This window comes from Dinoroseobacter sp. S76, from assembly GCF_049801095.1.
Lineage (GTDB): Bacteria > Pseudomonadota > Alphaproteobacteria > Rhodobacterales > Rhodobacteraceae > Dinoroseobacter.
The window spans coordinates 925,669-946,061 of the sequence record NZ_JBNAGH010000001.1 but is presented as its reverse complement, the minus strand read 5'-3'; the positions used below and the strand labels follow the sequence as shown (position 1 = coordinate 946,061).

The window sequence follows — 20,393 nt, the reverse complement described above, 5'->3', positions numbered from 1 at the left end:
CAGGGTGGTGCGCAGAGGTCGCCGCGCTGGCGCGCGTGGCAGATGTGGTCAGCCATGGAGCACCGCCTCGGCCTCGTCACTGGGCGCGTCCATGTCATGAGCCCCGCCGAGCATCAGTCCGATCTGGTCCACGGTCAGCCCGGCTGCGGGAACCTTGGCGCTGAGCCGTCCGCCATTGAGGGCAGCGAAGGTGTCGGAGATCTCCATCAACTCGTCGAGATCCTGACTGATCACCACCAAAGCCGTGCCGCCTGCAGCCAGATCCAGCAGGGCCTGGCGGATCGCGGCAGCGGCGGAGGCGTCGACCCCCCAGGTGGGCTGGTTGACCACGAGGACCTCGGGGCGCTGAAGCACCTCCCGCCCGATAACGAATTTCTGCAGGTTCCCGCCCGAGAGCGCGCGGGCTGCGGCGCCGGGACCCGGGGTGCGCACGTCGAATTCCGCGATGATCCGTTCGGCAAAGGCGCGGGTTTTGCCCCAATCGAGGAAGCCGCGCCGCGTCAGGTTCTCGCGCACGGAGCCAGTGAGCAGCGCGTTCTCGGTCAGGCTCATATCCGGGGCGGCGGCATGGCCGAGACGCTCCTCCGGGCCGCTGAGCACGCCCAGATGGCGGCGCGCCGTGGGGCCTGCGGCACTGATCGGTTCGCCATGGAGGAAGATCGCGTCCTCGGCCCGCCGCTCGCCGGAGATCGCCGAGAGCAGTTCATCCTGCCCATTGCCCGCCACCCCGCCAATGCCCAGCACCTCGCCCGCGCGGACGCTCAGGTTGATGTCGCGCAGGGGCGTGCCGAATTGCGTGGCCGCGGGTAGCGAGAGGTTGCGCAGCTCCAGCACCGGCGCACCATGGGCGTGGCCCGCCGATTTCGTCTGCTGCAGGGTCTTGCCGACCATCATTTCCGCAAGCTCGCGCGCGGACTTCGCGCGCGGATCACAGGTGCCCACCACCTTGCCGAGGCGCAGGATCGTGGCGCTGTCACACAGGCTGCGGATTTCCTCGAGCTTGTGGGAGATGTAGAGGATCGCCGTGCCCTCATCGCGCAGCTTGCGCAGAGTGCCAAAGAGGATTTCAACCTCCTGCGGGGTCAGGACCGAGGTCGGCTCGTCCATGATCAGGAGTTTTGGGTCTTGCAGAAGGCAACGGATGATCTCGACCCGTTGCCGCTCCCCGGCGCTGAGCGTGCCGACGAGGCGGGCCGGATCGAGGGGCAGGCCATAGGCATGGCTGACCTCGGTGATCCGGGTCGCCAGATCGCGCATCTTGGGCGGATCTTCCATCCCCAGGGCGATATTCTCGGCCACGGTCAGCGCTTCGAACAGGCTGAAATGCTGGAACACCATGGCGACGCCCGAGGCGCGCGCGATCCGGGGCTCTGGCGGGGCAAAAGGCGCGTCGCGCAGGGTCATGCTGCCACTGTCGGGGCGCACGAGCCCGTAGATCATCTTCACCAGCGTGGACTTGCCCGCGCCGTTTTCGCCCAGCAACGCATGGACCTCACCGGGGGCGATCTCGAAGGACACGGAATCGTTGGCGACGACCCCGGGATAGGCCTTGGTCAGGCTCTCAACGGTCAGCAGCGACGTCACGAGCGCGCCTCGCGGGGCGGAAGTTCTGCGGGTCTTTTGGTCATCTGCTCGGAAAGTAGGCTGGCGGCGACCCCTACGGCAATGGCCTGCGGATGTTTGCCGAGGCTTGGATCGCCAATTGGACAGGTGATGCGTGAAATTTGGGCAGGTGCGTGGCCCAGTTGCGCCAGCCGGGACCGGAAGCGCGCCCATTTGGTCTGCGAGCCGATCAACCCGATCCCGGCGCAAGGCTGTTGCAGAAGCGCGTGGCAGAGCGCCAGATCCAGCGTGTGGGAATAGGTCAGGATGAGATGGGTCGCTTCCGGCGGCGCGCGACGGGCAGCGACCACCGGGTCCGCAGCAGGCAGGCAGGTGACGCCAGGTGGGACAGTCTCCGGAAACCGCTCCGGCCCCGTATCGACCCAGGTGATCGCAAGATCCGGCAGGGGCGCCAGCGTGTGCACCAGCGCCCGGCCCACATGGCCTGCGCCAAAGATCCAGAGGGGGCGGCGCGGCGGGGACATCGCCTCCACCACCCAGCCATCGACCATCCGCAGACGCGGGATCTGCCCCTGTCCGCGGGCTTCGGCGAGGATCCGGCGCAGAACGAGAGGCGGCTCCCCCGCTGTCCCCGGTAGGGCGCGCGCATGAAGCGGACCGGTCAGCGCCTCCAGTCGATTTGCGTCATAAATCTCGGTCAGCAGCGTCACCGCTCCGCCGCAGCACTGGCCAAGCCCGGGGCCAAGCGGCACCGGATCGAGCCGATCCCGCCAGCTCTCCCGCGCCCGCGCCGCGGCCTCATATTCCAGAGCGCCGCCCCCGATCGTCCCCGATTGCCCCTCGGCCCAGACCAGCATCGATGCGCCGACTTCCCGGGGCACGGAGCCCTTGATCTCGGCCACCACAACCCGCGCCACGGGCCCGTGGGCTGCGATCGCAGTGCGCAGGGCGTCCGGGTCGAGGCTCATGACGCGCCCCGCACATGCTCAATCGCCCAGAGCACCCGTTCCGGTGTCGCAGGCGCGTCGAGGTCCGGGTAGGTCCCGCCATCGCCGCAGGCCGCCACCGCATCCGAGAGCGCCATGAGCGCCGAAATCCCGAGCATCAGGGGCGGCTCCCCCACGGCCTTGGAGCGATAGACCGTCTCCTCCCGGTTCGACCCGTCCCAGAGAGCCACGTTGAAGACCGGGGGCGTGTCGCCGACCGCCGGTATCTTGTAGGTCGAAGGCGCGTGGGTCCGGAGCCGCCCGGCCTTGTCCCAGACCAGCTCCTCCATGGTGAGCCAGCCCGCACCCTGCACATAGCCGCCCTCGATCTGACCGATATCCAGCGCGGGGTTTAGCGATGCCCCCGCATCATGGAGGATATCCGTGCGCAAAATCCGGTACTCGCCGGTCAGCGTATCTACCGCGACCTCGGTCAGCGCCGCGCCATAGGCGAAGTAGTAGAACGGCCGCCCCTCGCCCTTGATCCGGTCCCAGACGATCTTGGGGGTCTTGTAGAACCCGGTCGCCGAGAGGCTGACCCGGGACATATAGGCCCTCTGCACGGCCTCCGGGAAAGAGATCTCCGCCCCGCCCGCGCGCAGCATGCCGCCTTCGAAGACGATCTCCTCCGGTCGCGCCTGCAGATCCGGAGCTATGCATTCGGCAATCCGGTCGCGGATCGTGTCACAGGCCGCCTGTACCGCCATGCCGTTCAGATCCGAGCCTGAAGAGGCCGCCGTAGCCGAGGTGTTGGGCACCTTGCCCGTATCGGTGGCGGTGATCTTGACCGCGCCAACATCCACGCCAAACCGGGCGGCGGCCACTTGGGCAACCTTCTGGAACAGGCCCTGTCCCATCTCGGTCCCGCCATGGTTCATGTGGATCGAGCCGTCCTGATAGACATGGACCAGCGCGCCCGCCTGGTTGAGATGGGTCAGCGTGAAGGAGATCCCGAACTTCACCGGCGTCAGCGCCAGCCCCCGCTTGATCAGGGGGCTCGTCTCGTTCCAGGCCCGGATCTGCGCACGCCGCACGCCATACTCGGCCTGCTGCGCCAACTGATCCGTCAGCCCATGCAGAACGAAATCTTCCACCGGCATGTGATAGGGCGTGGTCTGCACTGCCCCCTCTGACTTAAGTCCGGAAATATCCTCGGGGGGGCTGCCAGCGGCAGCGGGGGGCAGACGGCCCCCCTCCGCATAATAATTCAAGCGCCGCACATCGAGCGGATCGCGCCCGACCACAAAGGCGATATGATCCAGAACCCGCTCGATCCCCACCATGCCCTGAGGCCCGCCAAATCCCCGGAACGCCGTGTTCGACTGGGTATTTGTGCGTAACCTGTGGGAGCGGATCGACACATGCTCCAGATGATAGGCGTTGTCCGCGTGGAGCATGGCCCGGTCGGCCACAGGCAGGCTCAGATCCATGGACCAGCCGCAGCGGCAGTATTGCTCAAATGCGATCCCGAGAATGCGGCCCTCGCTATCAATCCCGACCCTATAATCGATGCGGAAATCATGGCGCTTGCCGGTGATGACCATGTCGTCATCCCGGTCATAGCGCATCTTGGCCGGACGCCCGGTGAGGGACGCGACCACCGCGCAGGAGCAGGCCAGCGCGTTGCCCTGGCTTTCCTTGCCACCGAACCCGCCGCCCATGCGCCGGATCTCGACCCGGACGCTATGCATCGGCACGCCGAGGGTTTCGGCCACCTTGTGCTGGATCTCGGTCGGATGCTGGGTGGAAGAATGGACGATCATGTCGCCGCCTTCCTGGGGCAGGGCGAGGGCGGCCTGACCTTCCAGATAGAAATGCTCCTGCCCGCCAATCTCCATACTGCCCGCGATCACCTGGGGCGCGGTGGCGAGGGCCGCCTCCGCATCGCCCTTGGTGTAGTGGCGCGGGGCCTCTTCAAAGATCGCACCGGCGGCGAGAGCATCGTCAATGGTGAGAAGTGCGGGTTTTTCCGCGTAGGTCACCTGTGCCAGCCGTACGGCCTTGCGCGCGGCCAGATGGCTCTCGGCGGCCACGATGAAGATCGGTTGGCCCACATAGTGGACCTCCCCCGTCGCGAGCATCGGCTCGGGCGAGGGGGAAGGCGAGACGTCGTTGTGGTGAGGCAGATCCTCTGCGGTCAGAACGCAGACCACACCGGGTGCGGCGCGGACCGCTTCGAGGTTCAGGCCCGTGATGTCCCCGTGGGCGACCTCGCTCAGGCCAAAGGCCAGATGCAGGGCGTTTGCGGGCGTCGGGATATCATCCACATAGCGCGCCGCGCCGGTCACGTGGAGCTGGGCGGCGTCATGGGGCAGGGGCTTGGCGACACTCATGGGCGCAGCTCCGCGAGGGAGGTCGGCACCCCCTCGATTTCGGCCCTGTAGCGGTGCAGCATGTTCTGTGTGCTGCGCAGTCTGTAATCCGCAGAGGCCCGCATGTCGCTCAGGGGTGTGAAATCCAGGGCGAGGGAATCGGCGGCTGCCTCGAATGAGGCGGCCGTCCAGGGCGCGCCGGTGAGGGCTTGTTCTGCATGGGTCGCGCGTTTGGGGATCCCTGCCATGCCGCCAAAGGCGATGCGCGTCCGCGCGATGGTGTCGCCATCGCGCTGCAGGTTGAAGGCACCACAGACGGCCGAGATGTCTTGATCGAACCGCTTCGAGAGCTTGTAGACCCTGAGGGCCTTTTGCCCGCGGGGGATGGTGATGGCCTCGACAAACTCGCCGGCGGCGCGATCCTGTTTGCCATAGTCGAGAAAGAACGCCTCGAGCGGCAGATCGCGGCGCGCCTCTCCGTGTCGCAGATGCAGCGTCGCATCCAGGGCGATGAGCGGGGGCGGGCTGTCCCCGATGGGGGAGCCATTGGCGATATTGCCGCCCAAGGTGGCGGCGTTGCGCACCTGCACCGAGCCATAGCGGCGCAGCATTTCCGCAAGGCTCGGGTACTCGTCGCGAACGAGTTCCAAGAGATCGGTGATGGCGACCATCGCGCCCACGCGCCAGTGGTCAGGGTTGGTCTGAACGGTTTTGAGATCCTCGCAGCCGGAGAGATAGGCGATCGGAGCAAGCTCGCGTAGCTGTTTGGTCACCCAGAGCCCGACATCCGTGGCGCCTGCGATCAGGGTCGCATCCGGGTTGGCGGCGTACCATGTGGCGAGCGCGTCGGAGGAGCGCGGCTGCACCACGCCCGCCTCCGCGCCCGCTGTCGTGGCCTCCCGCGCCTGCGACGCCGGGTCCGGCAAGGGTGGCTCGGTCATCCAGTTTGGGACTGGTGCGTCCGTCGCGGCCTCGGCGGCGCGCAGGATCGGGGCGTAACCCGTGCATCGGCATAGATTGCCCGCCAGTTGATCCGCGTAGTCGGTTTTGCCCGCGCTATGGGCGCAGGCCAGGGTGGCGATGATCCCTGGCGTGCAGAAGCCGCATTGGCTCCCATGATGGGTGACCATCGCTTCTTGCATCGGGTGCAGCGTGCCATCTGGCCCGGAGATCCCCTCCACCGTCCGCACGGCCTTGCCCCGCAGCTGCGGCAGAAACAGGATGCAGGCATTCAACGTCCGCGGCCCGGCCTCGTCGGTGACGATCACCGTACACGCGCCGCAATCGCCTTCGTTGCAGCCTTCCTTCGTGCCGGTCAGTCCGCGCCGCTCGCGCAGCCAATCCAACAGGGTCCGTGTCGCGGGTTCATCCGCGACGCACACGGTCTCTCCATTCAGAAGAAACGTCGTCTCCATAGATATGTGCCCGCCGCGTTACTGAAGCGAGGGAGGGTTCTGCAGCCTTCGATGCGGCGTAGAAGGCAGCCCCTTGTATCTGGATCAACCCAGCACAGGAAACCGGGGATCCGGAGGCTTTGCAAGAGATTTGGCAAGAGATTGTCTTGGTTTTGCGCAGATGCCCAATCCTTTGGCATCTGTGTCTTGCTGGCCTGACAACAGCCCTGGAGGACGCTCGCGGGATCGATCTCTCTGGAAATCGGGCCAAACTCTTTCAAAAGCGTTCAGAGTTTGAGCGGCGCTTGAGTCGAATTTTAGGGATCAGGCAAACCCAAAGGTACGCTGGGCGGCTTTGGGCTCCAGAGCCGAGAGAGCGTCCATGAAGCGGGCCCGGGCGACGGCGGCGGCGCTGGTGTCGGTGCGGGTGCGCGCGGCGTTCTGGGCGCGGGCGGCGGCTTCGGCCTTGGCGCGGGCTGCGGCTTGCGCCTTGGTCCGAGCCTCGGCTTCCGCTTTGGCGCGTGCAGCTGCTTCGGCTTTCGCACGGGCGGCGGCTTCCGCTTTGGCACGGGCAGCCGCTTCGGCCTTGGCACGCGCAGCGGCCTCTGCCTTGGCGCGGGCGGCTGCCTCGGCAGCGGCGCGGCGTGCGGCAGCTTCGGCCTTGGCGCGGGCTTCGGCCTGGGCGTCGGCGCGGGAGGCTTGCGCGGTCTGGGGGCCTTGCTCGGCCCAGACCCAGACGAGGTCAAACGCGGCGTTGATCTCGGCCAGGCGAGCATTGGCTTCGTCCTTGCAGCCCTCCGCCTGATCCGGGTGATGGATCCGAACCAGCTTGCGCCAGGCTTTCCGGATCGCGGTGACATCGGTGGTCGGTGCGAGGCCCAGGAGAGCGAAGGCGGTCTTGGTAGCTGCGTCGATCATGTCGTGTCCATCCGGTTCTTTGCGTTTGTTCGAAGCTTTGATGCAAGTTCGGGTCAAAAGCGTCTAAAATGCACACTAAATGCTAGAGGCCTGCACGGGCAGTCATTTCTTGCCCGACGGTTAATGCACGACGCGCGTATTTACGCTTTGTTATCCACAAGATCCGGTGGTCTGGCGCTTTCCGCCCGCAATAAGTTGCGCTAACTTTTCATTATGCTTGATCCCCGATTCATCCATCTGCGCGTTCACACCGAATACTCGCTCCTCGAAGGGGCGATGCGGCTCAAGAAACTGCCGGATCTGACGGCCAAGGCGGGCATGCCCGCGATCGCCCTGACGGATACGAACAACATGTTCGCGGCGCTGGAGTTCTCGGAAGGCATGGCCAAGGCGGGGATTCAGCCGATCATCGGCTGCCAGGTGGATCTCGAATATGATCCTGCCGAGCCCGGAGAGCGCCCGCGGGCCCCGGCGCCGCTCGTGCTGCTGGCGCAGAGCGAGGCGGGGTATGAGAACCTGATGAAGCTCAACTCCTGCCTCTATGTGGACAAGGGCGGGCAGCTGCCGCAGGTCACCTTGGCGGAGCTGGAGCAGTACAGCCGCGACCTGATTTGCCTGACCGGCGGGCCGCGCGGCCCGGTCGGGCGGCTCCTATCGGCGGGCCAAACCCCCAAGGCCGAAGCGTTGATGGCGCGGCTCAAGGCGGCCTTCGCGGATCGGCTTTATGTGGAGCTGCAGCGCCATCCGGGCGACCCGGTCTGCGTCGAGACCGAGCCCGGGATGGTCGGGCTGGCCTATGCGATGGACTTGCCGCTGGTGGCGACCAATGATGTCTACTTCCCGAATGAGGGCATGTACGAGGCCCATGATGCGCTGATCTGCATAGCCGAGGGCGCCTATGTAGACCAGCAGGCCGATCGCCGTCGCCTGACCGATCAGCACTATTTCAAGACCCAGACAGAGATGGTCACGCTTTTTGCGGACCTGCCCGAGGCGATCGAGAACACGGTGGAGATCGCGCAGCGCTGCGCCTTCAAGGCCTATAAACGCGACCCGATCCTGCCGAAATTCGCCGATGACGAGGTGGCCGAGCTGCGCCGGATGGCCAAGGAGGGGCTGGCCAAGCGGCTGGAGGTCATCCCCCATGCGACCTCGGTGGAGGAATACGAGAAGCGGCTCGATTTCGAGCTGGGCATCATCGAGGGAATGGGCTTCCCTGGCTATTTTCTGATCGTTGCGGATTTCATCCAGTGGTCCAAGGATCACAACATCCCCGTGGGGCCGGGCAGGGGGTCCGGAGCGGGCTCGCTTGTGGCCTATGCTCTAACGATCACGGATCTCGACCCGCTGCGCTATTCGCTGCTGTTCGAGCGGTTCCTGAACCCGGAACGGATCTCGATGCCGGATTTCGACATCGATTTCTGCATGGATCGCCGGGAGGAGGTGATCCGCTACGTGCAAGAGAAATACGGGCGCGACAAGGTGGGCCAGATCATCACCTTCGGTGCGCTCCTGTCCAAGGCGGCCGTGCGCGATGTGGGCCGGGTGCTGCAAATGCCCTATGGGCAGGTGGACCGGCTGAGCAAGATGATCCCGGTGGAAGGCGTGAAGCCCGTCTCGATCGAGAAGGCGCTGGCCGATGAGCCGCGTCTGCGCGAGGAGGCCAAGGCCGAGGAGGTCGTGGACCGGCTCCTGAAATACGGAATGCAGGTCGAGGGGCTTTTGCGGAACGCCTCGACCCACGCTGCCGGTGTCGTGATCGGGGACCGTCCGCTGGACGCGCTGGTGCCGCTCTATCAGGATCCGCGCTCGGACATGCCGGCGACCCAGTTCAACATGAAATGGGTGGAGCAGGCCGGGCTCGTGAAGTTCGACTTCCTCGGGCTGAAAACCCTGACCGTGATCCAGAACGCGGTGGACCTGATCCTCGCCAGCGGACGCGACCTGCATATCGCTGCCGACGGGACCGAGCTCTATGCGCCGAAACCGGGCACCGAGAACGACATCAACGCGATCCCGCTGGATGATGAGGCGTCTTACAAGCTCTATGCCGCCGCCAAAACCGTCGCCGTGTTCCAGGTGGAAAGTACGGGCATGATGGACGCCCTGCGGCGGATGAAGCCCGACTGCATCGAGGATATCATCGCGCTCGTGGCGCTCTATCGTCCGGGCCCGATGGAGAACATCCCGAAATTCTGCGAGGTGAAGAACAAGCTCAGCGAGCGGGAGCTGTTGCATCCCACGGTGGATCACATCCTCGACGAGACCCAAGGTATCATCGTCTATCAGGAACAGGTGATGCAGATCGCCCAGGAGATGGCGGGCTACACGCTCGGCGGGGCCGACATGCTGCGCCGCGCCATGGGCAAGAAGATCCAGGAGGCGATGGACGCCGAGCGCCCGAAGTTCCTCGCCGGTGCCAAGGAAAACGGCGTCGACAAGGACAAGGCGCTGGAGGTTTGGAACCTTCTCGACAAGTTCGCCAATTACGGCTTCAACAAATCCCACGCCGCCGCCTATGCGGTGGTGAGCTACCAGACCGCCTGGCTTAAGGCAAACCACCCGGTGGAGTTCATGGCCGGGGTCATGAACTGCGATATCCACCTGACCGACAAGCTCGCCGTCTATGCCGAGGAGGTGCGGCGCGGGCTTGATCTGGAGATCGTGCCGCCTTGCGTGAACCGCTCGCTCGCGACCTTCTCGGTGACCGAGGGCAAGCTGGTCTATGGGCTTGGCGCGCTGAAGAATGTGGGCGCCGACGCGATGGAGCTGGTGGTGGCCGGGCGCGGCGACAAACCCTTCGTCACGCTTTTTGATCTTGCGCGCCGCGTGGATCTGAAACGGGTCGGCAAGCGCCCGTTGGAGATGCTCGCCCGGGCCGGGGCTTTTGACCAACTCGATAACAACCGGCGGCGGGTCTTCCAGAGCCTGGATGGGCTGGTGGCGTACTCCGCCGCCATCTTCGAGCAGCGCGCCTCGGCACAGGTCTCGCTCTTTGGCGAGGCGGGCGAGGATCTGCCGGAACCGCGCATCCTGCCCTGCGACGACTGGCTGCCCGCCGAACGGCTCGCCGAAGAGCACAAAGCCGTGGGCTTCTACCTCTCGGGCCATCCGCTCGACGACTATATGGGCGCTTTGAAACGCAAGGGCGTCGTCACGCTGGAGGCACTGACCCAGCAGATGGATCGCGGGGCTGCCGTCGCCAAGATCGCGGGCACCGTCGCCGGACGGCAGGAACGCAAATCCGCGCGCGGCAACCGGTTCGCCTTCGTGCAGGCCTCGGATCCCACGGGGCTCTATGAGGTGACGGTCTTCTCCGATACGTTGGAGACCGCGCGCCCCCACCTGGAGACGGGCAAAAACGTGGTACTCACCGTCGAGGCGACCCTGGAGGCGGACCAGCTGAAGCTGCTCTGCCGGTCCGCTGCGCCCATTGATGATGCGGTGTCCGATGCCAAGGGGATGATGGGGCTGCGGATCTTCGTGGATGATGACGAGGCGGTGCCCAATATCGCGGGCCTGCTTGGGCGAATGGCGGATGATCCCAGCATCCGAACCCGAGGCCCGATCACCCTGGCCCTGGTCGATCCGGACCTTCCGGGCGAGGTGGATGTGCTGCTCGGCGAGACCCTACCCGTCAACCCACAGATCAAGGGCGCGCTCAAGAGCCTGTCCGGTGTGGCCATGGTCGAAGAGCTTTGAGCCAATTGGCGGTCTTAAGTCCCTAAATATCCCCGCCGGAGGCCCAAAATCCGCCCGAGCTTTGCTCGGGCCAACTGGCCTGCAGCCAGTGCCTCCGGCGGGGATATTTTAAGACTTAAGAAACCAGAATCGCGGCACCGTCTGACTACGGTACAGGCGGGGACGCCGATGGCCGTGACTTAAGGGATACCTCGCCGATGCGGCGGGGTATTCTTGTCTTTGGTGTTAGTAGTGGGGCGGGCGTTCGTCACCGAGGATCACGCCGCCGGTACCTTCGGCTTCGCGAGTGGCTTCGCGCTCCATCAGGCGGCGCAGGCGCGCCTCGATCAGATCAATCTGGCGGGCCTGGGCGGCGATCACCTCCGACAACTCGTCGATGGTCTTTTCCTGATAGGCCAGTTTCTCTTCCAACCGGTCGATTGCTGCCTGAGACATCTTTCCGCTCCACACGCTTGTCCGGGCCCCTTGTCTTGCTCCTGTGCCTTTGCTCCGCTAAACGCGGGCGCACCAGACCCAATGGAGCCATTCGATGGCCAAGCCCAAGAAAACACCCCGCCCCAAGGCACAAACGCCGAAGGGCTTTCGCGACTATTTCGGCGCTGAGGTGACCGAACGCAAGGCCATGCTCGACCGCATTGCCGAGGTGTATCATCTCTATGGGTTTGATCCTTTGGAAACCTCCGCTGTCGAGACGGTCGAGGCGCTGGGAAAGTTCCTGCCGGATGTAGACCGCCCCAATGAGGGGGTTTTTGCCTGGCAAGAGGAGGAGAGCGACTGGCTCGCGTTGCGCTATGATCTCACGGCGCCGCTGGCCCGGGTGGCCGCGCAATACCGCAACGATCTGCCGAGCCCCTATCGCCGCTATGCAATGGGGCCGGTCTGGCGCAATGAAAAGCCGGGTCCAGGGCGGTTCCGGCAGTTTTATCAATGCGATGCGGATACCGTGGGCGCGCCCAGTGTCGCGGCCGATGCCGAGGTTTGCGCCATGCTTGCGACCGCGCTCGAGGCGGTGGGCATTCCGCGCGGCGACTACATCGTGCGGGTCAACAATCGCAAAGTGCTCAACGGCGTGATGGAGGCGGCGGGCGTGCTCGATCCGTCTGATCCCGAGAAGTTCGCTTCCGAGCGGGGGATCGTCCTGCGGGCCATCGACAAGCTCGACCGGCTGGGCACCGAAGGCGTGCGCGCTCTGCTCGGGGCCGGGCGCAAGGATGAGAGCGGAGACTTTACCGATGGGGCCGGGCTCAGCGATGAGCAGGCCGCGCGGGTCATGGCCTTCATGGACGCCAAGCGCGAGACCGGGGTGGCAACCTGTGCCGCTCTGGGCGAGCTTGTCGGTGGGTCCAAGGCCGGGGCCGAGGGCGTGGCCGAGCTTGAGACCATCGCTGCCCTGACGGAGGCGCAGGGCTATGGTGCGGACCGGATCGAGATCGACCCGAGCGTCGTGCGCGGTCTGGGCTATTACACAGGTCCGGTCTTCGAGGCGGAGCTGACCTTCGACGTGCAGAACGAAAAGGGCCAGACGGTGCAGTTCGGCTCCGTGGCCGGGGGCGGGCGCTATGACGATCTGGTCAAGCGCTTCACCGGGCAGGCAGTGCCTGCGACTGGGGTGTCCATCGGGGTAGACCGGCTGCTCGCAGCCTTGCGGGCCAAGGGCAAGGCGCAGGCCGCAGCCCCGGGGCCCGTGATTGTCACGGTGATGGATCGTGATCGCATCGCCGACTATCAGACAATGGTTGGTACGTTGCGCGAGGCAGGCATCCGGGCCGAGCTCTATCTCGGCAACCCCAAAAACTTCGGCAATCAGTTGAAATACGCGGATAAACGCGGCGCCCCCGTGGCGGTGATCCAGGGCTCGGACGAGGCCGCGCGCGGCGTGGTCCAGATCAAGGATCTGGTGCTGGGGGCGCAGATCGCCGCGAGTGCCAGCCTCGATGAATGGAAATCCCAGCCCGCGCAGCGCGAGGTTGCCGTGACCGATCTGGTGGCCGAGGTGCAGGCAATCCTGGGGCGTGGGGCCTGACGCGATGACAATTTCCCAAGCGGATCGGGCGGTGGGCGCGCGCCTTTTCTCTGCGTTTCTGGATGCGGGGGCGGCCCCCGTTGACGCGGATATCCTGCAGCCTGCGGAGACGTTGCTCGACCTCTATGGCGAGACGATCCGGCACCGGGCCTATGTCACCGCCGATGCGGTGCGGGGCGAGCAGATGCTGCGCCCGGATTTCACGGTGCCGGTCGTGCAGATGCATATGAGCGAGGGGGCCGAGCCCGCGCGCTACGCCTATATGGGCGAGGTCTTCCGCAAGCAGGCGGCGGGGGTCGAACGCCCGCGCGAGTTCCTGCAGGCGGGCTATGAGGTGTTTGACGGCCAGGACCCGGCGGCTGCGGATGCGGAGGTTTTTGCCCTGCTGCGGGCGCAGCTGGCCCATCTGCCGACCCGGGCTGTGATTGGCGATATCGGCATTCTGCGCGCTGCCATTGCCGGACTGACCACCACGCCCGAGCGTCGGGCCGCGCTGCTGCGCCATATCTGGCGCCCGCGCAGGTTTCGCGCGCTTCTGAGCCGGTTTGGCGGGCAATTGCCCGAACCCGAGGGGCGCGCCGCGCTGGTGGCGGAGGTTGCCGAGAAGGGCGTCGCGGCGGTGCTTGCCGCCAACGGTCCGGATATGGGGCGGCGCAGCCCGGAAGAGATCACTGCCCGCATCGACCGGCTGCGCGCGGATCAGGACACGGCCCCGATCCCGGCGGCGGAGGTCTCGGTTCTTGAGGATATTTCGCGCTTGCGCGAAAGCGCGCCCAACGCGCTGGAGCGGTTGCGGGATCTCGCGGTGGATCTGCCGACCCTGACCCCGGCGCTCGACCAGATGGAGGCCCGGCTTGAGGCGCTGGCCACCCGTGGCGAGGATCCGGCGCTGCTGGAATTCGACGGGACCTATGGGCGCGCTTCGCTGGAATACTATGACGGGTTCGTCTTTGGCATCTTCTCGCGATCGCGTCCCCATATGGCACCGGTGGCCTCGGGCGGGCGCTACGATGCGCTGACCACTGTGCTGGGGCAAGGCCGGGCGATCCCCGCGGTAGGCGGGGTGATCCGCCCCGGCCTCGTCGCCGCGCTTGAGGAGGCCCAGCGATGACCCTGAAGCTTGGCGTGCCGTCCAAGGGGCGGCTGATGGAAAAGACCTTCGACTGGTTCGGCAAGCATGGTGTCACCCTGCGCCGCACCGGCTCGGAGCGGGAATACGCAGGCGCGGTGGACGGGCTCGACGGGGTGTCTCTGGTGTTGCTCTCGGCGGGGGAGATCCCGCGCGAGCTGGCCGCCGGGCGGATCCATCTCGGTGTCACGGGCACGGATCTCGTGCAGGAGAAGCTGCCCGATTGGATGCGCCAGGTGCGCAGCCTCGAGGCTCTGGGCTTTGGCCACGCGGATCTGATCCTTGCGGTGCCGCGCTGCTGGGTCGATGTGGAAACCCTCGATGATTTGGACGCGGTGGCCGCGCAGTTCCGGGCCAATCACGGCTTCCGCCTGCGCATCGCCACCAAGTATCACCGGCTTGTCCATGCGCATCTGAGCGGCCATGGCGTCGCGGATTACCAACTGGTGGACAGCCAGGGGGCGACTGAGGGCACGGTGGCCAACCTGACCGCCGAGGCGATCGCGGACATCACCTCGACCGGCGAGACTTTGCGCGCCAATCACCTTAAGATCCTGAAGGGTGAGCCCGTGCTGCGCTCTCAAGCGACCCTGTTCGCCTCGCGCATGGCCCCTTGGGGCGCGGCGGAGCGCGCGGCGCTACAGGCGTTGGGCGCAGCGCTCGGGCGGGACGACGTGACGGATGGAGTGTTCCATGACTGACGTGATCCGGGATGTGGCCTCCCTGCGCATGCTGCAGGGGATGTGGCGCCGCGCGGGCGAGAGCGTGGGGCTGGTGCCGACCATGGGTGCGCTCCATGCGGGGCATATGGCGCTGGTCGCGGCGGCGCGTGAGGAATGCGCCAAGGTGATCGTGACGATCTTCGTGAACCCGACCCAGTTCGGCGCGAATGAGGATCTGGACGCCTATCCCGACACGTTCGATGCGGATCTGCAGATGCTGCGCGAGGCGGGGGTGGACGTGGTCTTCTCGCCCACGCGCGACGTGATGTACCCCGAGGGGTTCAGCACGACGGTCAAGGTCGGCGGGCTGACGGATATGCTCTGCGGGCAGACGCGCCCGGGGCATTTCGATGGCGTGACACAGGTGGTCACCAAGCTCTTCAATCTCGGCCAGGCGGATCGCGCCTATTTCGGCCAGAAGGACTGGCAGCAGCTCGCTGTCGTGCGACAGATGGCGCGGGATCTGAACTTCCCCACGGAGGTGGTCGGCATTCCCACGGTGCGCGCCGAGGATGGGCTCGCGCTCAGCTCGCGCAACGCCTACCTTACCGAGGAAGAGCGCGCGATCGCGCCGGGCATGCACAAGATCCTGCGCAACGCGGCGGCACGCATTGCCCATGGGCATGGCGCCTCAGGGGTCTGCTATACGGCGGCCAAGGACGTGCTGGCGCTCGGGTTCAAGACGGTGGATTACCTCGAATGCCGGGACGCCACGACGCTGCAGATTGTCGAGACGCCCAAACCGGGCAGCGCCCGCGTGTTTGTCGCCGCGAAGCTCGGCGGTGCCCGTTTGATCGACAATGTGGCCGTGAGATAACCCGATGAGCGTTTGGGTGCATGAGGCCGTCCGCAAGATCGAGGCGGACTTCCAGCGCTCCGCCGATACCCATCTCTTCAAGCTGGAACTGCCCGGTTTGCGTGATGTGGACATCTACCTCAAGGATGAGAGCACTCATCCCACGGGCAGCCTGAAGCATCGGCTGGCGCGGTCGCTCTTTCTCTATGCGCTCTGCAACGGCAAGCTCGCGCCGGACCGTCCGGTGATCGAGGCGTCTTCGGGAAGTACGGCGGTGTCTGAGGCCTATTTCGCGAAGATGCTGGACCTGCCCTTCATCGCCGTGATGCCGCGCAAGACCGCGCCCAGCAAGATCGCCGAGATCACCCGCTATGGCGGGCAATGCCATTTCGTCGAAAGCGCACCCGAGATGCATGATGCGGCCACCGCTCTGGCCGCCGAGCGTGGCGGGTATTTTATGGACCAGTTCCTCTATGCGGAGCGGGCCACGGATTGGCGGGGCAACAACAACATCGCCGAGAGCATTTTTCGCCAGATGGCGCGGGAGCAGTTCCCGGTGCCCTCCGTGCTGGTGATGAGTGCCGGGACCGGCGGCACCTCGGCCACGCTGGGCCGCTATATCCGCTATTGCGGGCACGCGACGCGGCTGGTGGTGGTCGATCCGGAGAACTCGGTCTTCTATGATAGCTATACGCGGCGCGACGCGACCCTGACCCGGGCCTGCTCCAGCCGGATCGAGGGGATCGGGCGGCCCAAAGTCGAAAAGTCGTTCCAGCCCGATGTGATCGATGCCATGCGGCAAGTGCCCGATGCGGCCTCGGTGGCGACGACCCTGTGGTTGTCCGAGCAGATCGGGCGCAGGGTGGGTGGCTCTACCGGGACGAACCTCTGGGGCGCGCTCGAGATTGCGGGCGAGATGCAGGCTGCGGGCAAGCGCGGATCCATCGTGACGGTCATGTGCGATGCGGGGGATCGCTATCTCGACACCTATTACGATCCGAAATGGGTCGCGCAGGAGATCGGGGATATCACCGGTCCCAGTGCTGCTTTGGCGCGCTGGGGCTGACATCTGGCGAAGACGCGCGAGGGGGGACGTGATGGACGGGTTGCGAAAGACGCTGCTGCTGCGGGAGGTGATCCGGCAGGATGCGATGGGAACGCCTTGCGATCCGGTCACACGGGTCGCGGCTTTGGCTATTGTCCGAAACCCGTTGGCGGGGCAGGTGGCCGCGGATCTGACGCCTCTCTTCGCGCTGGGAGGGGCTTTGGGCGAGACCCTGGCGGCGGAGGCTGTGGAGGCCCTCGGGGCGCCGGCGGTCAGCTATGGCAAGGCAGCACTGGTGGGCGTGGCAGGGGATATGGAGCATGGCGGGGCCATGGTGCATCCGCGTCTGGGCGCGCCCATGCGTCGGGCCGTGGGCGGCGGCGATGCGGTTATTCCGTCAAACGTCAAAATCGGCACGCTGGGGGCGTCGATCGATGTGCCGCTGGGGCATAAGGATGACCCGTGGTCCTTTGACCATTTTGATACGTTGACCGTCAGCGTGCCCGATGGCCCGCGCCCGGATGAGATCGTGATGGTGATGGCCTATGCCACGGCCGGACGGCCCAACCCGCGTTGCCCCCAGGGTGGCTAGGCGAGGGGCCTCGGCCTAACGGACGCCGATCTCGGCCAGCGCCAGTTCCAGCTTGGGCGGCAGGGTCTCCTCCCGCCGCTGGGCGCTGGTGAGGTCCGCCGGAGCGTCCTGCGGAGTGAGATAGCGCCAGCCCTGAAAAGGGCGTTTGGGCGCGGCCTCGGTCCGGTGCACCTCCGGGTCGAGTACGATCCCGCAGCGCGTGATGTCGTCGCCGCCCAGCACTTCGTCGAGCCGCAGGATCCGTTGCCGGGCCAGAACGATGCCCTTGAACACCCAGTAGATCGACCCGCCATTGAGAATCTCGGCGCTGCGTTTCGGCCACATCCGGGTCACATGGCGCGGCAGGCCGTCCGGTCCCTTGGCCCGCGCGGAGGCTTGCCAATTGGTCAGATCCTCGACTTTCTCGGCCCCGACGCAGAGTTTGATGAGATGGACGGTCTTTTCCACAGGCTTATCCCCAGATTCGTCCCCAGATTGGGGCGCGAGACACCGTATATCGTAGAGCGCTCGGATTTCACTGCAACCTGTTGTGTCTTTCCCCGGTCTTGATGTAGACTGCGATGCTGCTGCACTCAGGGAATCGCTGCCATGACTCGTTTTTCCGCGCCTATCTCCGAAACCATCTGGGACATGAAATACCGCTTCAAGGAAGCGGATGGCACGCCCATCGACGTCACGGTCGAGGATAGCTGGCGCCGGATTGCGCGGTCCCTGGCCGAGGTCGAGGCGGAGCCGGAGGCCTGGGAACCGAAGTTTTATGCCGCCCTTGAGGATTTCAAGTTCCTGCCGGCGGGTCGGATCACTGCGGGCGCCGGGACCGAGCGGTCGGTGACCCTCTTCAACTGCTTTGTCATGGGCACGGTGCCCGATGATATGGGCGGGATTTTCGAGGGGCTGAAAGAGGCCGCGCTGACCATGCAGCAGGGCGGTGGGATCGGCTATGACTTCTCGACCATCCGTCCCAAAGGCGCGGTGGTGAAGGGCGTGGCGGCGGATGCGTCGGGGCCGCTCTCGTTCATGGATGTCTGGGATGCCATGTGCCGCACGATCATGTCCGCGGGCTCGCGCCGCGGGGCGATGATGGCGACCATGCGCTGCGACCATCCGGATGTGGAGGACTTTATTGCCGCCAAATCCGATCCGGCACGGCTGCGGATGTTCAATGTCTCGGTTCTGGTCACGGATCCGTTCATGGAGGCGGTGAAGGCCGATGGATCCTGGGATCTGGTCTTTGACGGCAAGGTCTACAAAACCGTGCAGGCGCGGGATCTGTGGAACCGGATCATGCAGGCGACCTATGACTATGCCGAGCCCGGGGTGATCTTCATCGACCGCATCAATGCGGCGAACAACCTGAACTATTGCGAGACGATCGCGGCGACGAACCCCTGCGGCGAGCAGCCTCTGCCGCCCTATGGCGCCTGTCTGCTGGGCTCGATCAACCTCGCGCGGCTGGTCTCTGAGCCATTCGCAGAGGCCGCCGAGCTCAATGAGGCGGAGCTGGACGCGCTGGTCGCGACGGCTGTGCGGATGATGGACAATGTGGTGGATGCCTCGCGCTTCCCGCTGGAGGCGCAGGCCGCCGAGGCCCGGGCCAAGCGGCGGATCGGGCTTGGGGTGACCGGGCTTGCCGATGCGCTTTTGATGCTTGGGCTGCGCTATGGCTCCGAGGAGGCGGCGCGTCAGACCGAGCGCTGGTTGCACAGTATCGCGCGCGCCGCGTACCGGGCGTCGGTGCAATTGGCGAAGGAAAAGGGTGCCTTTCCGCTCTTTGATGCGGAGGCCTATCTGCAGTCGGGCACGATGCAGGCCATGGATGACGACGTGCGCGCCGAGATTGCCGAACACGGGATCCGCAACGCCCTGCTGACCTCTATCGCGCCGACGGGGACGATCAGTCTTTATGCGGGCAATGTGAGTTCCGGGATCGAGCCGGTCTTTGCCTATTCCTACACGCGCAAGGTTCTTCAGAAGGACGGCTCGCGCACGGAGGAAGAGGTTGTCGACTACGCCGTGCAGATGTGGCGCGACCTGAAAGGCGACGCACCGCTGCCGGACTATTTCGTCAACGCCCAGACCCTGGCGCCGCAAGACCATGTCCGCATGCAAGCAGCGGCCCAGAAATGGGTGGATTCGTCGATCTCCAAGACGATCAACTGCCCCGAGGATATCAGTTTTGATGCCTTCAAGGACGTCTATATGGCGGCCTGGGACCAGGGCTGCAAAGGCTGCACCACATATCGGCCCAACGCGGTCACGGGCTCGGTCCTCAGTGTCTCCGAGAGCCCGAAGGCCGAGGAGGAGAGCGGCGAGGTCAAGGCGGTCTCCGACGCGCGGCTCGATGGTGATGTCGTTTATATCTCCGACCCGCTGGATCGGCCTCAGGCGCTCGAGGGGCAGACCTATAAGGTGAAATGGCCGCTGACCGACCACGCGATCTACATCACGATCAACGATGTGGTGATCAACGGGCACCGGCGCCCGTTCGAGGTGTTCATCAACTCCAAGAACATGGAGCATTTCGCCTGGACCGTGGCCCTGACCCGCATGGTCTCGGCCGTGTTCCGGCGCGGGGGCGATGTGTCCTTTGTGGTTGAAGAGCTCAAGGCCGTCTTCGATCCGCGCGGCGGCGCCTGGATGGAGGGGAAATACGTGCCGTCTATCCTTGCGGCCATCGGGGGTGTCATCGAGCGCCACATGATCGCCACGGGCTTCATCGAGGGCGAGGGCATGGGGCTGAAGACCGATCCCCATGCGGAGGTCGTGGCCGTGGGCGAAGCGCCGCGCGGGCCGTCCTGCCCGAATTGCGGATCGCTCTCGCTGCGCATGGTCGAAGGGTGCAACACCTGCGCCGATTGCGGCTTCTCGAAATGCGGGTGAGGCAGGGCTGACCGAACCCGGTCGCCCCATTCCTTTGTCATCGGACTGGCCACCATGCGTCCTTCGCATGGTGGTTTTTTGTTGCGGATTTTAACGGTCTGGGCGGGAAGAGGCCCTTCTTGCGCCCCGCTAACGGTGAAACAGGGCCTCTATCGTACCGTCCTATGGCGACGCGCCCAGATCTCCGCCCGAACACCCATCCTGGGAATGGCTTGTTTCACAAGCTCCTAGCCCCCCTTAGGCGCGCGAACCGGCGGTTTGGCGCCGCAAATCGGGCACAGGTTCGGCTGGAATTTGCGCTGGGTGCCGCGGACACAATTTGGTCATTACC

At 65.5% G+C, this 20,393-nt stretch carries 15 protein-coding genes; 8 read left to right on the top strand and 7 right to left on the bottom strand.

The window, feature by feature from the left end; translation table 11 throughout:
• Positions 1–48: 48 nt before the first annotated feature.
• The 5 genes from ACP153_RS04575 to ACP153_RS04555 form a co-directional block, all read right to left on the bottom strand.
• A complete protein-coding gene (locus ACP153_RS04575; RefSeq protein WP_424969785.1) occupies positions 49–1,584 on the bottom strand; it encodes an ABC transporter ATP-binding protein in 1,536 nt (511 codons plus the stop codon).
• Entirely contained in the window at positions 1,581–2,531 is a 951-nt protein-coding gene (xdhC, locus tag ACP153_RS04570) for a xanthine dehydrogenase accessory protein XdhC (RefSeq protein ID WP_424969784.1), read from the bottom strand. Before xdhC ends, ACP153_RS04575 begins: the two co-directional genes overlap by 4 nt.
• Positions 2,528–4,882 (bottom strand): xanthine dehydrogenase molybdopterin binding subunit, encoded by a 2,355-nt coding sequence (gene xdhB / locus ACP153_RS04565; protein ID WP_424969783.1) that lies wholly within the window; start codon positions 4,880–4,882, stop codon positions 2,528–2,530. Before xdhB ends, xdhC begins: the two co-directional genes overlap by 4 nt.
• Positions 4,879–6,276, bottom strand: coding sequence for a xanthine dehydrogenase small subunit (xdhA, locus tag ACP153_RS04560; RefSeq protein WP_424969782.1), 1,398 nt, complete (start codon positions 6,274–6,276; stop codon positions 4,879–4,881). Before xdhA ends, xdhB begins: the two co-directional genes overlap by 4 nt.
• 303 nt (positions 6,277–6,579) lie before the next feature.
• Complete coding sequence (locus ACP153_RS04555; protein WP_424969781.1) at positions 6,580–7,173, bottom strand: J domain-containing protein; 594 nt, start codon at positions 7,171–7,173, stop codon at positions 6,580–6,582.
• 213 nt (positions 7,174–7,386) lie between these two features.
• On the opposite strand from ACP153_RS04555, the gene dnaE reads away from it, so the two are divergent.
• The gene (gene dnaE, locus ACP153_RS04550; protein WP_424969780.1) at positions 7,387–10,875 is read left to right on the top strand and encodes a DNA polymerase III subunit alpha; all 3,489 of its coding nucleotides are present in this window, start codon (positions 7,387–7,389) and stop codon (positions 10,873–10,875) included.
• A 225-nt stretch (positions 10,876–11,100) separates the two neighbouring features.
• Here dnaE and ACP153_RS04545 read toward each other — a convergent pair whose 3' ends face one another.
• On the bottom strand, positions 11,101–11,310 hold the full coding sequence (locus ACP153_RS04545) for a SlyX family protein (RefSeq protein ID WP_424969779.1): 210 nt from the start codon (positions 11,308–11,310) through the stop codon (positions 11,101–11,103).
• A gap of 94 nt (positions 11,311–11,404) precedes the next feature.
• Between ACP153_RS04545 and hisS the strand changes: the two genes are divergently transcribed.
• Genes hisS through ACP153_RS04515 form a run of 6 tightly spaced genes read left to right on the top strand, consistent with a single transcriptional unit; the run spans position 11,405 to position 17,182 of the window.
• The gene (gene hisS, locus ACP153_RS04540) at positions 11,405–12,898 is read left to right on the top strand and encodes a histidine--tRNA ligase (RefSeq protein WP_424969778.1); all 1,494 of its coding nucleotides are present in this window, start codon (positions 11,405–11,407) and stop codon (positions 12,896–12,898) included.
• A 4-nt stretch (positions 12,899–12,902) separates the two neighbouring features.
• On the top strand, positions 12,903–14,009 hold the full coding sequence (locus tag ACP153_RS04535; RefSeq protein ID WP_424969777.1) for an ATP phosphoribosyltransferase regulatory subunit: 1,107 nt from the start codon (positions 12,903–12,905) through the stop codon (positions 14,007–14,009).
• Complete coding sequence (gene hisG / locus ACP153_RS04530; RefSeq protein WP_424969776.1) at positions 14,006–14,728, top strand: ATP phosphoribosyltransferase; 723 nt, start codon at positions 14,006–14,008, stop codon at positions 14,726–14,728. The genes ACP153_RS04535 and hisG overlap by 4 nt, the downstream gene beginning before the upstream one ends.
• Positions 14,721–15,566: a pantoate--beta-alanine ligase gene (panC, locus tag ACP153_RS04525; RefSeq protein ID WP_424969775.1), complete on the top strand. Its 846-nt coding sequence runs from the start codon at positions 14,721–14,723 to the stop codon at positions 15,564–15,566. The genes hisG and panC overlap by 8 nt, the downstream gene beginning before the upstream one ends.
• A 4-nt stretch (positions 15,567–15,570) precedes the next feature.
• A complete protein-coding gene (locus ACP153_RS04520; RefSeq protein WP_424969774.1) occupies positions 15,571–16,611 on the top strand; it encodes a PLP-dependent cysteine synthase family protein in 1,041 nt (346 codons plus the stop codon).
• Between the two features lie 31 nt (positions 16,612–16,642).
• Positions 16,643–17,182: an amino acid synthesis family protein gene (locus tag ACP153_RS04515; RefSeq protein WP_424969773.1), complete on the top strand. Its 540-nt coding sequence runs from the start codon at positions 16,643–16,645 to the stop codon at positions 17,180–17,182.
• Between the two features lie 15 nt (positions 17,183–17,197).
• On the opposite strand, the gene ACP153_RS04510 is transcribed toward ACP153_RS04515, so the two are convergent.
• Positions 17,198–17,629 (bottom strand): DUF1489 family protein, encoded by a 432-nt coding sequence (locus tag ACP153_RS04510; protein ID WP_424969772.1) that lies wholly within the window; start codon positions 17,627–17,629, stop codon positions 17,198–17,200.
• 141 nt (positions 17,630–17,770) lie between these two features.
• Between ACP153_RS04510 and ACP153_RS04505 the strand changes: the two genes are divergently transcribed.
• Positions 17,771–20,062 carry an adenosylcobalamin-dependent ribonucleoside-diphosphate reductase gene (locus ACP153_RS04505; protein WP_424969771.1) on the top strand — a complete coding sequence of 764 codons (2,292 nt, stop codon included), beginning with the start codon at positions 17,771–17,773 and terminating at the stop codon, positions 20,060–20,062.
• Positions 20,063–20,393 lie beyond the last annotated feature (331 nt).

Coding starts and splice junctions, on each gene's coding strand:
- panC (WP_424969775.1), top strand. CDS start 14,721: ATGACTGACGTGATCCGGGATGTGGCCTCCCTGCGCATGCTGCAGGGG.
- ACP153_RS04515 (WP_424969773.1), top strand. CDS start 16,643: ATGGACGGGTTGCGAAAGACGCTGCTGCTGCGGGAGGTGATCCGGCAG.
- hisG (WP_424969776.1), top strand. CDS start 14,006: ATGACCCTGAAGCTTGGCGTGCCGTCCAAGGGGCGGCTGATGGAAAAG.
- xdhC (WP_424969784.1), bottom strand. CDS start 2,531: ATGAGCCTCGACCCGGACGCCCTGCGCACTGCGATCGCAGCCCACGGG.
- ACP153_RS04555 (WP_424969781.1), bottom strand. CDS start 7,173: ATGATCGACGCAGCTACCAAGACCGCCTTCGCTCTCCTGGGCCTCGCA.
- xdhA (WP_424969782.1), bottom strand. CDS start 6,276: ATGGAGACGACGTTTCTTCTGAATGGAGAGACCGTGTGCGTCGCGGAT.
- xdhB (WP_424969783.1), bottom strand. CDS start 4,882: ATGAGTGTCGCCAAGCCCCTGCCCCATGACGCCGCCCAGCTCCACGTG.
- ACP153_RS04545 (WP_424969779.1), bottom strand. CDS start 11,310: ATGTCTCAGGCAGCAATCGACCGGTTGGAAGAGAAACTGGCCTATCAG.
- ACP153_RS04535 (WP_424969777.1), top strand. CDS start 12,903: ATGACAATTTCCCAAGCGGATCGGGCGGTGGGCGCGCGCCTTTTCTCT.
- dnaE (WP_424969780.1), top strand. CDS start 7,387: ATGCTTGATCCCCGATTCATCCATCTGCGCGTTCACACCGAATACTCG.
- hisS (WP_424969778.1), top strand. CDS start 11,405: ATGGCCAAGCCCAAGAAAACACCCCGCCCCAAGGCACAAACGCCGAAG.
- ACP153_RS04520 (WP_424969774.1), top strand. CDS start 15,571: ATGAGCGTTTGGGTGCATGAGGCCGTCCGCAAGATCGAGGCGGACTTC.
- ACP153_RS04505 (WP_424969771.1), top strand. CDS start 17,771: ATGACTCGTTTTTCCGCGCCTATCTCCGAAACCATCTGGGACATGAAA.